Below are 16,112 nucleotides of genomic sequence, written 5' to 3' on the forward strand. Positions count from 1 at the left end.
TTCCTGCCCCTTCGAAAAAGCCACCATGAGCTTCGCCATCACCGGGCTGGACAACGTCAACGCCTTCTACAGTCAGCACTACCTCGACGACATCGTCGAGCGCGATCTCAAACCCCTGTTCGAGCAGTGGAAGGCGCAGGGGGCTGCCAGCCCCGTGGCCCGCCTGCGCGGCGCAGGCGGTGCGGCCTACTTCCGCGCACGTGAACGCATGCTGGCCGAGCGCAAGGCCGCCGACCGCCTGCCGCTACTGATCGATCTGGCCCATCCCCTGCTGCAGGCTTTGGGTTACGACATCGCGCCCGAAACCTTGCCGCTGGCTGGTGCTCCCACCGATGCCGGCCTGCCTGTGTTGGCCGTCTACCGCGATGCCAAAGCCCACCCGCTGCTGGTGATCGCCGTGGCAGTGCCCACCCCGGGCGACGATGACGCCAGCCCCCTGCAATGCCTGCCGCTGCCCGCTGTACAGCCCGATGGCAAACCCGCCCGTGCCACCGCTGCCTCCATGGTGGACTGGGAAGACTCCCTCACCAAGTCCATCTTCAGTGACGACACCCCGCCGCGCTGGGTGCTGCTGGTACATCACGACAACTGGCTGCTCATCGAACGCAGCAAGTGGGGCCGCAAGGCGATGCTCAGCTTCCACCTGCCCGAGCTGTTCGGCCCGCGCGACGAGCGCCAGTTCCGCGCCTTCGCCGCTCTGGCCGGCGCTGCATCCGTGTTGCCTGGCGACGGTGGCACCGCATTGCTCGACAGGCTAGACGACAGCTCGCACAAACACGCCTTCGAGGTCTCCACCGACCTCAAGTACGCGCTGCGCGAATGCATCGAACTCATCGGCAACGAGACCATCCGCTACAAGCGCGAGGTCGCCAAGCAGAAGGTCTTCGACCGCAACGACACCGACCTGGCCGACCAGCTCAGCCGCGAGTGCCTGCGCACCATGTACCGGCTGCTGTTCCTGTTCTACATCGAGGCCAGGCCTGATCTGGGCTACGCGCCCATCACTGCCGAGACCTATCTCAAGGGCTACAGCCTGGAGCATCTGCGTGAGCTGGTCGACAAACCGCTCACCACCACCGAGGCGCAGGATGGCACCTACTTCCACGACAGCCTGCAGCAGCTCTTCGGCCTGATTTGGCAGGGCTTTCCGCACCGCGATACGCAGGCCGCCGCCCAAGAGGAACTGCTGGCCAGCCCCGACCTGGTGCTGGACACCGGCTTCACCATCGCCCCGTTGCAAGGCCATCTGTTCGACCCGCAGCACACGCCGCTGCTGGGCAGCGTGAAGCTGCGCAACCGTGTGCTGCAGCGCGTGGTGCAGCTCATGTCGTTGTCGCGCCAAGGTGGCAAGGGCAGCAGGGGCCGCATCAGCTACGCCACGCTGGGCATCAACCAGCTTGGCGCGGTGTACGAGTCGCTGCTGTCGTTTCGCGGCTTCTTCGCCGAGGAAGACCTGTACGAAGTGCGGCCCGACCCGCAGCGCAAGAAGGACACAGCGCCCGACGATTCGGATGCGGAGGGCGACGCATATGCCGAAGCGGATGAAACCGACGCAGCCGACACCGCGCACGACACACCACCCGCAGAAGACGCAGCAGCGCCTGGCCCCAGCTCCGCCGAACGAAGGAGAGACGCCGAAATCGACGCGCTGGCCGCCGCCTACTTCGTGCCCGCGGGCCAGATCGCCAACTACACGGACGCCGAGCGCCTGTTCGGCGGCGAGCCTCGCCAGTACAAGAAGGGCACTTTCATCTACCGTTTGGCCGGCCGCGCACGCGAAAAATCCGCCAGCTACTACACGCCCGAGGTGCTGACCCAATGCCTGGTTGAACACGCGCTCAAGGAGCTGCTGCCGGCGTGCTCCAATGCCGACGCCATCCTGCAGCTCACCGTCTGCGAGCCCGCTATGGGCAGCGCCGCCTTTTTGAACGAAGCCATCAACCAGTTGGCCGAGGCCTACCTACAGGCCAAGCAGAAAGAGCTGGGCCAGACCATTGCCCACGACCGCTACACCGAGGAAAAGCAGCGGGTCAAGATGTACATCGCCGACCGCAACGTCTTCGGCGTGGACCTGAACCCCGTGGCCGTGGAGCTGGCCGAAGTCTCGCTGTGGCTCAATGCCATCTTCAAGGGCAGCCACGTGCCCTGGTTCGGTATGCAGTTGCGCAGCGGCAATTCACTGGTGGGCGCGCGGCGCGATGTGTTTAGCACCGCCCAGCTCAGCCCAGGCCGGGGTGAGAACGGCATGCCGGAGCGCGACTGGCGGGCCGCCATACCGCGAGCCGTGGCCATGACCGGCACGCCGGTCCAGACGGACGTTTTCCACTTCCTGCTGCCGGCCGACGGCATGGCCAATTGCAGCGACAAGGTGGTCAAGGCGCTGGAGCCGGCGGCAGTGGAGGCCTTCAAGAAGTGGCGCAAGACCTTCTGCGCCGCCCTCACGCCCGACGAGGTGCGCCGCGTGCAAAGCTTGAGCACCGCCGCTGAAGCCCTATGGCAACAACACGCGTTGGAGCTGGCCCGTGTGCGCAAGGCCACCAGCGACGATCTGCATGTGTGGCCTGACCCGGCCCCCAACCGCGCGCCCACCAGCACCGCGCAGAAAGATGCCACGTACCAGCGCGAGATGTTGTCCGAGCAGGTCAAGAACGCATCCCCTTACCGGCGCCTGAAGCTGGCCATGGACCTGTGGTGCGCGCTGTGGTTTTGGCCGCTGGACGCAGCTGACCACCTGCCAACGCGCGAGGAATGGTGGTTCGTGCTGGAGACTCTGCTGTTGGGAAACGCACCGCTGGTGGAGCCGCCGCTGGGGGGCGACATGTTCCCCGAGACGCTGCCGCAGACGGCGCTGGACTTCACGCCTGAGCGCGACCGGTATGGCCAGGTGGACATCGACGCCCTGGTGGCCGCGCTGCCCGCGCTGCAGGCAGCGCAACGGGTGGCGGGGCAGCAGCGCTTCTTCCATTGGGAGCTGGAGTTCGCCGACCAGTTCCGGGCGCGCAAGGGTTTCGACTTAGTGCTGGGCAATCCGCCGTGGATCAAAGTGGAGTGGAACGAGCAGGCTCTGTTGTCTGATTTCGATCCGCGGTTTGCGATCCGCAGGCTAGGTGCGAAGGAGACGGCGGACCAGCGTGGGGCCGTGTTTGCTGAGTCACCCTCTGTGCAGGGCGACTACGTTGCTGAATGTGTAGCCACCGAAGGGATGGCGGCGTTCTTGAATGCAGTGCAGAACTATCCATTGCTGCTGGGGCAGAAGGCCAATCTGTACAAGTGCTTCTTGCCAGTTGTATGGCGAATCGGCGGAGGCATTCAAGGGCTCCTGCATCCGGAAGGGGTGTACGACGATAGTAGTGGCGGCGCATTGCGTGCAGCGATCTACCCACGCTTGCGCACCCACTACCAATTTGAGAACCAGCTGACTCTTTTCGCCGAAGTCCACCACAACACAAAGTTCAGCATAAATCTTTACGGTCAGGTGAAAGATTCGATTGAGTTTCGCCACACGGCCAATTTATTCGCGCCGAGCACGATAGTCGCGAGTCTTATCCATAGTGGAGGAGGTGCGACGCCTGGCATCAAGCGCGACGGAGGCGGTTGGAACATTGACGGGCATGCGAGTCGCGTCATCAGCGTCGATGCTTCGGTACTCGCGACTTTTGCAAAGCTGTATGACGCGCCAGGAACGCCTCCAGAGCAGGCTCGCTTACCTGTGGTCCACACCCGAGAACTGGCTTCGGTGCTGGGCAAGATTGGCCAAGTTCCCCGCCGGCTTGGCGATCTTGGCGTGGACTACGCGCCGGTCATTGGCTTTGACGAAACTCTATCTCAGCGGATTGGCGTCCTTCGCCGGCAGACCGGATTCGTTTCAGCGCCGGGTGAATTCGTACTGTCCGGCCCGCACTTGTTTGTCGGTAACCCTCTTAACAAGACGCCAAGAGCGGTTTGCACGCAGAACAGCCATTACGACGTGATCGACTTGGCTACGTTGCCAGACAGTTATCTCCCTCGCAGCAACTTCGTTCCGCCAGCGCTGGGGCATACAGCCTATCTCGCGCGTGTTCCTCGCGTCGGTTGGCACGAGGCCGATGACGCCGAGCCCAAGGCCGTTACCGCCTATACCCGTGTCGCATGCCGGCGCGGCGCGCATCCTGGAGACGAGCGATCAGTGCGGCCAGTGCTCTTGCCGCCAGGATTTGCGCACATCGATGGGGTCTTCTCCATTGTTATGAAGGACTCACGAGAACTGGTGCCAGCCGCAGGTTATTGGGCTTCGCTGCCGTTTGACTTCTTTGTGCGTGTCTCTGGAAAAAAAGACTTTCGAGACGCCACTGCCAGCCTGATGCCTCTGCTGCCAGGCACCCCCGCTCTCGCCGTACGCACCTTGGCACTGAACTGCTTGACCACACACTCGGCGCCGCTCTGGGCCAGCGAGTGGCAGGCCGCGTTCCAGGGCGAGCGATGGGCAGCCGCCGATCCCCGTCTGTCCGCCACCTTCTTCGCCCAACTCACCCCCCACTGGCAACGCCACAACGCGCTGCGCACCGACTACGCCCGCCGCCAGGCCCTGGTTGAAATCGACGTGCTCGCCGCCCAGGCCCTGGGCCTCACGCTGGACGAACTGCTCACCATCTACCGCGTGCAGTTCCCCGTGATGCGCCAGTACGAGCGCGACACCTGGTACGACGTACGTGGTCGCATCGTCTTCACCGCCAGCAAGGGCCTTGTCGGCGTAGGCCTGCCGCGCAAGGCCGGCCGCAACGACGCCCCCTGTACGGTGCACTACCCCGACGGCCGCACCGAGACCCGCCGCCTGGGCTGGGACGACCTGCTTCCCGGCGCCGACGGCCAGCCCCGTGTACCCGACGGCACCGTCGTCACCCGCACGGTGCGCGATAGCACCCAGCCCAGCCCGCCGCAAGACCGCCAGATCCAGTACATCGCCCCCTACGCCCTAGCCGACCGCGAGGCCGATTACCGCGTGGCATGGGCGCATTTCGCGGTGCGGGCCGCCACCGATCCTTTGCCAAACTGAAAGGGCCTCCCTTTGTCATACGCCGGAATCTCTGTTCGCGAAGCGCTGAACAAGCTCAACGCACCATTGGGTGGTTGGTTTCTTCCACAGGTGCAGCGGCAATATGTCTGGGGCGACCGTCACGAGTCGGAAGACTATGTGTGCCTGCTGCTCGATTCCTTGGTCAAACGCTATCCCATTGGTGGCGTGGTGCTGTGGGAGACGACTGCGACCGTGCCGTATCGTGCTTTCGTCGAGAACTACAAGCCAAGACACTATGCCCATCAGGTCGACAAAGGACGTTGGGGTGCTGCCAAGTCGCTGGTGTACGACGGTCAGCAGCGGCTCCAGACGCTGTTCTCCGTGCTGTACCACAGCTTCAACAGCCGGGTCTTGCACTTCAATGTGCTTTTCGATGTCGCAACGGCCGAGTCGGACGAAACTGGCTTTCTGTTCCGTGATTCGGACTCTCCGGCGGAAGTGGCGTACCTGCGGTTGAGCGAACTGGCCACCACAGCCTGCACGCCGAAAAACAAGGTGGCGTTGGAGTCGCGACTGCGCGCAGCTGCCGGCGGCGACGCGTCCAAGGAGCTTTTGGTCCTCGAGAACTTCAGTGCCTTGTGGGACATCTTTGTGGATACCAATGTCAAGTCGATTGCCTACTTCTCAGTGCAAGCCGAGACGGCTGCCGAGGTCAACGAGATCTTCCGGCGGCTGAACACTGGTGGCATGGCACTGACGCAGCTGGAACTGGTGCTTGGCAAGATCAAGGCCGTGCAGTCGGACTACGAAGAAGGGCTGTGGAAGCTGGCTGAGCGGATCAGGTCCGTGAGCGGGGGGATCGAGTTTTCCTCGACGAGCATCCTGCAGTTCATTCACCTGATGGTCAAAAAAACCATCCGCATCGACGAAGAGCGGATGACGACATCGGATGTGGCGGCGTTTCAAAGCGCGCTGGTGCAGGATGCCGACGCATTGGCCGAAGTTTTCCAGTGCTACCTGTCGGGGCTGTTCCACATCAACCATGCTTCCATCGTTCCACGATGGCTTGCCGTACTGCCCATCGCTGCATTTCTGGTAGCGCGCAAGCGCGCTCGTCACGAGTGGCGTATCCGCGCATTGACGCAAAATGAGCTGGAGTTGATCCATCGCTATTTCCTGTTGTCGCAGTTCTGCGACTGGAATACACAGACCATGGTCAACGCCTTCGCGCGACTAGCCATGGAAGCTGGCATGGCTGGCCTGCCGTTCCCATTCGATGCCATACAGAAGGTGGCAGTGGAGAAGAACCGCACGCCGGAGCTGCATGACTTCCAGCTGCAAAGCCAGCGCTGGTTTGCCGCAAAAGTATTGATGCCGCGTCGTGCTTACGTGTTCCACGAGCGCAAACCTCAGGTCGACCACATCTTCCCGCTGAATCTGGAGGGTGGCGATGAGGACTATCGGACCTGTGTCGACACTCTGTGGAATTTCCAGCCAGTGCCTGACGAGGTGAACAACTACAAGCGAGCTCGGCATCCACAGGAGTTCTTCAGCAGTGACGATGGTCGCAAGTACTGGGACAAGTACGACTTCATCCCTGCAAGCGACTCGCCAATCTGGAGCGACTACCGGGTTTTCCTGTCAGACCGCGAAGCCAGAATGCGGGAGCAATTGCAGTTGTTGTACGGCTTGACGCTGGTGTCGAAGTCGGAATCTGTTGCCACCTGACCCGTACCGCATGCAACCGCTCATCGTCTCCCACCAGGTCACTCAGGGCGTGGCCGATTTTCTGCGCGCCACCTTCCCCTCCACCACGCCCGGATTCGTCGGTTTGCTGGACCGCTTTTTGGATCAGCGCGACAACCTGTTCAAGGGACCTTACCTCTCTGTGCCTTTGCCGTTTCGCACCGGGGGCGATACGCAGTGCCCGGTTTTCGACTGGCTGCCCGCCGGCTTCATGCCGCATGCGCACCAAACCCGGGCCTTTGCGCGGCTGGCCGGTGCGGGGGCACGCTCGACGCTGGTGGCCACGGGCACGGGCTCGGGCAAGACGGAGTGTTTTCTGTTCCCGCTGCTCGAGCATTGCAGGCAGGCGCGTGCGATGGGGCAACGCGGCATCAAAGCGGTGATCCTGTACCCGATGAACGCGCTGGCGACCGACCAGGCTGGGCGTCTGGCCAAGCTGTTGGTGGGAACGCCCGCACTGGCCGGCCTGCGTGCGGGGCTGTATGTGGGCGATGTGCCGGCCGAAACCTCGGATCAGGTGCGCCGGGTGGATGACACCACCTGCACCCTGATCACCGACCGCGACGCGCTGCGGGCCGACCCGCCCGACATCCTGCTGACCAATTACAAGATGCTGGACTTTCTGCTGCTGCGCGCGGCAGACGCCCCGCTGTGGGCGCAGCAGCAGCCCGACACGCTGCGCTACCTGGTGGTGGACGAACTGCACAGCTTCGATGGCGCGCAGGGCACCGACCTGGCCTGTCTGGTGCGGCGGCTGAAGGGGCGGCTGGGCGCGGCGCCGGGTCAACTGGTGTGCGTGGGCACGTCGGCCACTTTGGGTGATGGAGGCGGCGAAAGCCTATTGGGTTTTGCGCGCGACATCTTCGGTGAGGCCATGGATGCCGATGCCGTGATCGGCGAAGACCGCATGGGTGTGGGCGACTACCTGGCCGACGCGGTGGTGGAACACACCGCCAGCCCGCAGTTGGCCGACCTGCCCGTACTCGACCCGTCGCTGCATGTCAGCCTGGACGCCTACCTTGCGGCCCAGGTGCCGCTGTGGCTAGGCCAGGCTTGCGCGCCAGCGCAGGTGCGCGACATGGCCTGGCGCTGCGCACTGGGCGAGCAGCTGAAATGCCACTTCGCGTTTCAGAACCTGCTTCGCGACTTGGATCGGCTGGGCCCCCGCTCAGTCCTGGTGGACGATCTGCTGGCTCTGCTGCGGCGGCGCCTGCCGCAGGCGCGTGACGGAACCGCGGACGAACGCTTCGTGCTGCTGTGGCTCAGCAGCCTGCTGGCGCTGGTGGCCCATGCGCGCAAGGCGGGCCACCAGGACTTCTTTCTGCAGGTGAAGGTGGAGATCTGGCAGCGCGAGCTGCGCCGCATGGTGGCGCGGGTGGATGCCACACCCGTCCTGCGCGCCCACGACGATTTGGGCCGGGCCGAGCAGGGGCAGTTGCATCTTCCGGTGATCCACTGCCGCGACTGTCACGCCACGGGCTGGGGCGCAACGCTGCCTAAGACCAGCCCGCACCAGTTGCAGAGCGACCTGCGGGCGTTCTACACGGCCTTCTTCGCGGAAGACGTGTCTACGCGTTTTCTGTTTCCTGCCACCGAGCATGCAGACCGCAGCCAGTTCGAGCGAAAGAAGGTCTGCCCCGCGTGCGGCAGCCTGCATGCGGTGGCTCAGGGGGGCTGCACGCATTGCGGACACGACACGCTGCTGGCAGTGGACATCACGCAGAACCTGAAGCACGGCACGCGCAACGGCGCCAAGTACACGCGGTCGCACCACCACTGCCCCTACTGCGGCGGTCACAACACCTTGTCCATCCTGGGCTCGCAGGCTGCCAGCCTGGCGGCGGTGATGCTGGGCCAGCTGTTCGGCAGCAGCTTCAACCAGGACAAGAAGCTGATCGCATTCTCCGATTCTGTGCAGGACGCCGCGCACCGCGCCGGCTTTCTGGCAGCGCGCACCTGGCGGTTGAACCTGCGGCCCGCACTGGCGCAGACGATTGCGGCGGCCGAAGCAGCGGGCGAGTCGCTGACACTGGCCGACCTGCCCGGTGCCTTTGAGGCCCGCTGGCTGGCCGCGCTGGGCGAGGGCCACTATGTAGCCAATTTCTTGCCGCCCAAGCTGCACTGGATGCGCGACTTCACCACGCTGATGGACCAGGGCGCGCTGCCTGCCGGCAGCAGCCTGCCGGCAGATCTGTCCAAGCTCTTGCCCTGGGTGCTGAACGCTGAGTTCGGACAGGATGCGCATGTGGGTCGCACGTTGGTGGCCACCGGAACTGCCTATGCCACCGCACAGCCGCAGCGCCTTGCCTCTGCCGTGGCCTGGCTGGCGGAGCGCCTGGGCGAGCAGGTGGACGTACTGCGCGGTGTGACGGCGGGCCAGATCGGCGTGTTTCTGCACGGGCTCGTGCAGGCGCTGCAGCGCATGGGCGCCTGGCGCGACCCCGAGTTGGCGTTCTACGCGCGCATCGGCTGCCGGCCCTATGGCCAGCGCAAGCACGGCTGGCAGGCGCAGATGGTGGCCGGACCCCGGCCGCCGCGCTTCTTGACGCTGCCCGCTTTCCAGTTGTGCGCCAGCATCGAGGGAGACGAGGCACCGTGGTTTCGCGACTGGGCCTTCAAGGCGCTGCCGGGGCTGCACACATTGGCACTGGGGGCCGAGCCCGTGCTGCGCGAGGTGTACCGCCTGGGTTTGCAGGCCTTGGCCAGCGCCGGCCTGGCGGGCCATGAGCAGGCGCAAGACAAGCCCGAGGTCAGCGTCTGGGGGCTGGAGCCGGCGGCGTTTGGCGTGGCGCTGGGCGGCCAGCGCTGGCGCTGCGGCCATTGCCACAACGAGACGCTGTCTGGCGCGCACGAAGATTTTGCCGGCCAGCCCTGCCGGCGTGTCCGTTGCCAGGGCACGCTGCAGGCGCACATGGGCTGGGGCGCCTTCTACCGCCGGCTGTACCTCACGGCCGAGATCCAGCGCGTGGTGGCGCACGAGCACACCGGCCTGCTGCCACGCGAAATGCGCGAGCGGGTAGAGCGCGACTTCAAGGAAGGCGGCGAGCGGCCCGGTGGCATCAACGTGTTGTCGGCCACGCCCACGCTGGAGATGGGCATCGACATCGGTGACCTGTCGGCCACGCTGTTATGCTCTGTGCCGCCTAAGCAGGCCAACTACATCCAACGCGCCGGCCGTGCCGGGCGCAGCACTGGCAATGCGTTGTTGATGACGATGGCGGCGAGCCGGCCGCATGACCTGTACTTCTGGTCCGACCCGCGCGAGATGCTGGCGGGCAGCGTGCAGGCGCCGGGGGTGTTTCTCAATGCATCGGCCGTGCTAGAGCGGCAGTTGACTGCCTACACGCTGGACTGCTGGGTGCGCGAGTCGGGGCGCGCGGCCGTCATCCCGGCCGAGGTGCGTGCGGTGTTTAGCGCCATCCGCGGGCAGGCGCTGACCAAGTTTCCCTACCCCTGGCTGCAGTACGTGGAGCAGCACCGGGGCACGTTGCTCGAGCGCTTCGTGCGGCTGTTCAACCAGGGGGGGCAGCAATCGTTGACCGAGGATACGCAGCGCTGGCTGTCTGCCTTTATCCACGGTGGGCAGGATGAACGCGGCTCACTAGGCTGGAAGATCATCGACCGGCTACAGGGCATTGCCAAGGATGTGGACGAGTTGCGCCGTCAGCGCGAGCGCACGATCAAGGAGATCGACAAGCTGCAGGCGTTGCCGGTGCGCGGCGAGGAGCAGGAGGAAGAGCTGTTGCGTCTAACACAGGAGCGCACGGCACTGGCGCGGCTGATGGCCAGCATCGAGGGCAAGGCCACGCTGAATGTGCTGACCGACGAGGGGCTGCTGCCCAACTACGCCTTCCCGGAACAGGGCGTATTGCTCCGCTCGATCATCGTGCGCGATGCCCGACCTGGCGTTGGCGCACCCGACCCGTTGACTTTCGAATATGAGCGGCCCAGTGCGTCGGCCATCACCGAGCTGGCACCCAACAACACCTTCTATGCCGAGGGTCGCCGCGTAATGGTGAACCAGGTAGACGTGTCGAAGGTCAAACCCGAGGCCTGGCGCTTTTGCCGGCAGTGCGCGTATAGCGAGCCGCTGGCCCTGGGTGACCACCACGCCTATTGCCCGCGCTGCGGCGACAGCCTGTGGCGCGACAGTGGCCGCGTGCGCGAGATGCTCAAGCTGACGACCGTGTTTGCGCGCACGCTGGACCGCGAGAGCCGTATTGCCGATGACTCAGACGAGCGCCAGCGCGGCTTTTACGTGCGCCAGGCGCTAGTGGACTGCTCGCCCGATGCGGTGCACCAGGCTTATGTGATAGCCAAACCGGAGTTCCCGTTCGGCTTCGAGTTTCTGGACAAGGTCAACTTTCGCGAGGTGAACTTTGGCGAGCAAGCGCCCGATGCGTCACCAATGCAGATTGCCGGTGCCGAGCTGAACCGCCCTGGCTTCAGCATCTGCCCGGAGTGCGGCACGATCCAGCGCAAACGCAAGGCCGAGGATCTGTTCCGCAACCATGCGCCGTATTGCTCCAGGCGCAAGGACGCGGAGGCGTCGACGCAGCAGTGCGTGTTTCTCTACCGCGAGTTCACGAGCGAGGGCATCCGGCTGTTTCTGCCGGAAGCGGGACAGGGCAGCACTGATGCGCAGTTGTTGAGTTTCGTGGCGGCGCTTGAGTTGGGGCTGGCCCGGCGCTTCCACGGCGCGGTGGACCATCTGCGCATCGCGTTGGACGTGCGCATGGCTGCCGGCTCGGACACGCCGCGCTGCTACCTCGTGTTGTACGACAGTGTTCCCGGTGGCACCGGCTACCTGAAAGACCTGATGCGGGCACCCGAGCCGTTGCTAGAAGTCCTGGAACTGGCACTAGGTGCACTCAACGCGTGCGCGTGCAACCAGGATCCGGCGGCCGATGGCTGCTACCGCTGCGTGTTTGGCTATCACAACAGCTACGACCGCAAGTCGATCTCGCGCCGCCTGGCCCAGCGCATGCTGGGTGAGGTGGTGCAGCACAAAGCGGCGCTGAAGGCTGTTCCCAGCCTGGCAGGCGCGGGCGCTGGCGCTGGCAACAGCCTGTTCGACAGCCCGCTGGAGCAGCGGCTGGTAGAGGCGCTCCGGCGCACGTATGCGGGCCTGGTTTTTGAGGTCGTGGAGCTGTTGTTCAAAGGCAAGTCAGGCTACCAGGTGCAGGCCGGCGCCCGACGCTGGCGGCTGGAGCCGCAGGTGGCGCTGGGTGAGAAAGACGGCGTGGTGGTGCCGTGCAAGCCGGATTTCGTGTTCTGGCCTGACGACGGCGCAGACGATCTGCCGGTGTGCGTTTTCATGGATGGCTGGCAGGACCACCAGCACAGCGTGCTGGAAGACCTGGCCAAGCGCTTAGCTGTGGCGCGCAGCGGGAAGTTCTCGGTGTGGACGCTGACCTGGGCCGACATGGATGCCGTGCTGCTGGACAAGCCTGCCACCACGCCATCGCCCTGGCCCACGCTGCTGGCCGACGGTGCCGCGCCGGTGGTGCAGAAGATTTTGGAGGCGCAGGGCATGACGGCGTGGGCGGGATTGAAGACCTTGTCGCCTTTCCTGCAACTGCACCGCCGCCTGCAGGCGGGCCGCCACGACGACATGCGCCGGGTGGCCGCTGCGCTTGCGCTGGGGCTGGATCTGCCGGCGGGCGATGCGGCGGTGCTGCAGGCCGTGCGCGGGGGGGCGTTCTGGCAGCAAATTGACGAACTGGGGCTGCTGCCTGCCACAGCCCACCACCGCATGGGCGTTCGGCAACTGGGCGACGGGCTGCACTGGGTGGCGGGTGCGCACCCCGACCAGTTGACGCAGCTGATGCAGGGTATTGGCGCAGTCGGGAACGAGCCTTTCGTCGTGGCGCAATGGGAACCGGACCTACTGCCTGGTGCACAGACCGAGGCGGAGCGACAGGCTCGCTGGCAGCAGTTGTGGCAGGTGCTGAACTTGCTGCTGCCGCTGCGCGCCTGCTGGGCGGGCGCAGCTGGGATGGCCGGGTTGGCGGCCTTGCAACACGCGCCGGGCATGCGCGAATTGCCGTCAGCCTGGTCACCAGCCTGGGTGGCCGTGCTGGACGAGGTGCTGCCGGAGATGCAGTTCTGGGCGCAGACGCTCGCCAGCCTGAAAGTGGCTACGCCGGTCGTGGGCTACGAGCTGATGGATGCCAAAGGTCGTTGCGTGGCGACGGCCGAGCTGGCCTGGGCCGACGTGCGGTTGTCCGTGGTGGTGCCGACGTCGCAGGCGGGGGGAATGAAACCGCCGCATGCGGATGCGGCGGCGCCGTTCGAAGCGGCTGGCTGGCGCTGCTTCGTACTGTTGCCGGGCGCGGTGCCCGACGCCCTGATCGATCACTTGAAGGAGAGCGCAGCATGAGCCTCGCACCCAAGATTGCCATGTCCGACGACTTTTTGAAGTCGTTTGCCGCTGTGCCGCGCGACCAGCAGCAAGCGGTGTTGACCTTTGTGGCCAAATTTCGGCAGAACCCGATGGCCCCGGGCATCAACTATGAGCGAATCCGCGATGCGGGCGACGCGAACATGCGCTCAGTGCGTATCAACGATGGCGTGCGCGGCATCGTGCTGAAGCCGGACAAGGGCAACGTGTATTGCCTGTTGTGGGTGGACCGGCACGACGACGCCTATCAATGGGCGCGCCGCCATCGCGTGGCGATCCACCCGGACGTGGGTAGCATTCAGATTTACGCGGTGGAGCAGGTGGCGGCAGCGGATGCGCCGTCTGCTGTGCCAGCGACTGCCTCGGCGCCGGCCGGACTGTTCGCGGCGCTGAAAGACCGCGAAATTCGCCGGCTGGGCGTGCCCGACGAACTGCTGGCCGCCGTGCGCGCCATCACAGACGAGGCGGCCCTGGATGCGCTGGACAAGCAGTTGCCGGACGAGGCGTCCGAAGCGCTGTACCTCTACGCGGCAGGGGAGAATTACGACAAGATCATCTCGGACCAAGCGGCCCCTGCCGTGGTGGACCCGGCCGACTTCAACGCAGCGCTGGAGCGCGATACGTCCAGGCGCCATTTTGTGGTGCTGACGGATGATAGCGACCTGGCCGCCTTGCTGGCCGCGCCACTGGAGCGCTGGCGCGTGTTTCTGCACCCTAGCCAGCGCAAGCTGGTCGAGCGCGACTGGGCGGGGCCCGTGAAGGTGACGGGCGGCGCGGGTACTGGCAAGACGGTGGTGGCCATGCACCGTGCGGCGCGGCTGGCACGGCAGTACGTTGACCTGCCGGGCAAGCCGGTGCTATTCACGACCTTCACCAAGACGCTCGCCGATGACATTCGCCACCAGCTGGCGCTGCTGTGCACGCCGCAGGAGTTGGACAAGATCCAGGTGCAGCACATGGACCAATGGATGGTGGGCCTGCTGCGGCGCTACGGGTCCAAGCCTGAGCCGCTGTACGACGACAAGGCGCGCCGCCAGTATTGGCAGGAAGCCATGGCGGCGCTGCCGGCGGCGGTGGACCTGTCGCTGCAGTTTCTACGCGCGGAGTACGAGCGCGTGGTGTTGCCACAGGGCTGCGAAACGGCCGAAGACTACCTGCGGGCCAGCCGTGTCGGACGAGGCGGGCAGCTCAGTCGCAGCCTACGCCAGTCGATCTGGCCCGTGTTCGCCGAGTACCGCGCCCGGCTGCTGGCTGCAAATGTGCGCGAGCCCGAAGAGGCCTTCCGCGACGCGCGCCGCCTGCTGGCGCTGCAGCCGGCCGAGCTTGGCATCCGCGCCATGGTGGTGGACGAAGCGCAGGACATCAGCCCTGCCGCATGGGAGCTGGTACGCGCGGCAGTGCCAGCGGCAGAGAACGACTTGTTCTTGGTGGGCGATGCACACCAGCGGATCTATCGCCACAAGGTCGTGCTGAGCCGACTGGGCATCGAGGTACGCGGCCGCAGCCGAAACCTGCGCGTTAACTACCGCACCACGGACGAGATCCGACGTTGGGCGTGTGCGCAATTGGAGGGTTGCGAGATCGATGACCTGGATGGCAACGCAGATTCGTTGCGGGGCTACCGGTCGCTGACGCACGGGGAGCAACCGGATGTCGGTATGTCAGCTTCTTACCAAGACGATGTCCGACTCGTGAAGGCCAAATTGCAGCAACTGGAAGAAAGCGGGATGGCCCTCCGGGAAGTCTGCGTCGCGGCACGGACGAACGACGAGGTGGATGCGTTGGCGAACGGTTTGCGGGACAGTGGTATTCAAGTGCTCCGCTTGGAACGTTCGACACCAGATGACGTGACGGTTCCCGGCGTGCGTGTTGCAACAATGCATCGCATCAAGGGGCTTGAGTTCAATGTGGTTGTCATCGCCGCCTACAAGGGTGTGCGCCAGTACGCGACACAGTTCTCTCGCGGTGAAGATGCCGGGGTCTCAGTAGAAACGGAAGCGGTTGAGAGGTCCTTGCTACACGTGGCTGCGACACGGGCGAAACGGCATCTCGTTGTTCTTGATCGTCCGGGCGCTTAGGGATAATCTGCACACAGTGCCTTCAGGAGCCGCTGTTGACGCCTCCTCGGCTAGGTGCTATCGCGTTGCCTCGCTCGAGCTGTCGCTCGCCCATGTTGAGGTGATGGTGTAGGGGCGACCAGGCCCGGTTGGCTCGAATCCACAGCACAGCCCCGTCACAGCCTTTCAGATCTCGGTTTGCTCGGAAATCTCGAGGGCGTCATCGACTTCGATGCCGAGATAGCGGACGGTCGACTCGAGCTTGGAGTGACCGAGCAACAACTGCACGGCCCGAAGGTTCTTGGGTCTGCGGTAGATGAGTGTCGCCTTCATGCGCCGCATGGAGTGTGTCCCGTAGTCTGCCGGCTCCAAGCCAAGCTGTACGACCTAGCGTTCCAGGATTCGTGCGTACTGGCGAGTGCCAAGATGCGGAGAGTCATGCAGCCTGCTGGGGAACAGGAAGCTGTCGGACTTCAGGCTCGCGGCCTTGATCCATTTCTGAAGCGCCTCGCGCGTGGTGGCTGTGATCTCAAACTGCACGGGGCGCTGCGTCTTGTGTTGCATGACGACTGCTCGAGAGGCAACTTGGTCGCCGTGGCAGACATCGCGGACCTTGAGGGCAACCAAGTCGCATCCGCGCAGCTTACTGTCGATCCCGAGGTTGAGCAACGCGAGCTCTCGTATTCGGTTTTTCATCTGAAGGCGCACGCGCAGCGCCCAGATTTCTTTCGGCTTGAACGGTGCTTTCTGTCCGACGATCTTGCCTTTATTCCAGGGCTCGCGGTGAACGAGCAGGGCAGCGGTTTCCATGATGGCCTCCCATCGAGTGGATTGATCACAACGGTGCGCCTTCTCGATACAGCTGTCCACCAGTGACCACGCTGGTGGTGTCACGTCTTGATGGTGGGAACAC

At 64.7% G+C, this 16,112-nt stretch carries 4 protein-coding genes and 1 pseudogene; 4 read left to right on the plus strand and 1 reads right to left on the minus strand.

Annotated features, from left to right (window positions below; genetic code table 11):
- Positions 1-25: 25 nt before the first annotated feature.
- Genes ACEOAB_RS23710 through ACEOAB_RS23725 form a run of 4 tightly spaced genes read left to right on the plus strand, consistent with a single transcriptional unit; the run spans position 26 to position 15,220 of the window.
- Positions 26-5,032 (plus strand): Eco57I restriction-modification methylase domain-containing protein, encoded by a 5,007-nt coding sequence (locus ACEOAB_RS23710; RefSeq protein ID WP_413747656.1) that lies wholly within the window; start codon positions 26-28, stop codon positions 5,030-5,032.
- A 12-nt stretch (positions 5,033-5,044) separates the two neighbouring features.
- Positions 5,045-6,721 carry a DUF262 domain-containing protein gene (locus ACEOAB_RS23715; protein ID WP_413747655.1) on the plus strand — a complete coding sequence of 559 codons (1,677 nt, stop codon included), beginning with the start codon at positions 5,045-5,047 and terminating at the stop codon, positions 6,719-6,721.
- Positions 6,722-6,731: 10 nt separating this feature from the next.
- Positions 6,732-13,121: a DEAD/DEAH box helicase gene (locus tag ACEOAB_RS23720; protein ID WP_495653149.1), complete on the plus strand. Its 6,390-nt coding sequence runs from the start codon at positions 6,732-6,734 to the stop codon at positions 13,119-13,121.
- Positions 13,118-15,220: a UvrD-helicase domain-containing protein gene (locus tag ACEOAB_RS23725; RefSeq protein WP_413747653.1), complete on the plus strand. Its 2,103-nt coding sequence runs from the start codon at positions 13,118-13,120 to the stop codon at positions 15,218-15,220. Before ACEOAB_RS23720 ends, ACEOAB_RS23725 begins: the two co-directional genes overlap by 4 nt.
- Positions 15,221-15,385: 165 nt before the next feature.
- Here ACEOAB_RS23725 and ACEOAB_RS23730 read toward each other — a convergent pair.
- Positions 15,386-16,009: pseudogene (locus ACEOAB_RS23730) on the minus strand (tyrosine-type recombinase/integrase).
- Positions 16,010-16,112 lie beyond the last annotated feature (103 nt).

The organism is Variovorax sp. Varisp53 (assembly GCF_059491555.1).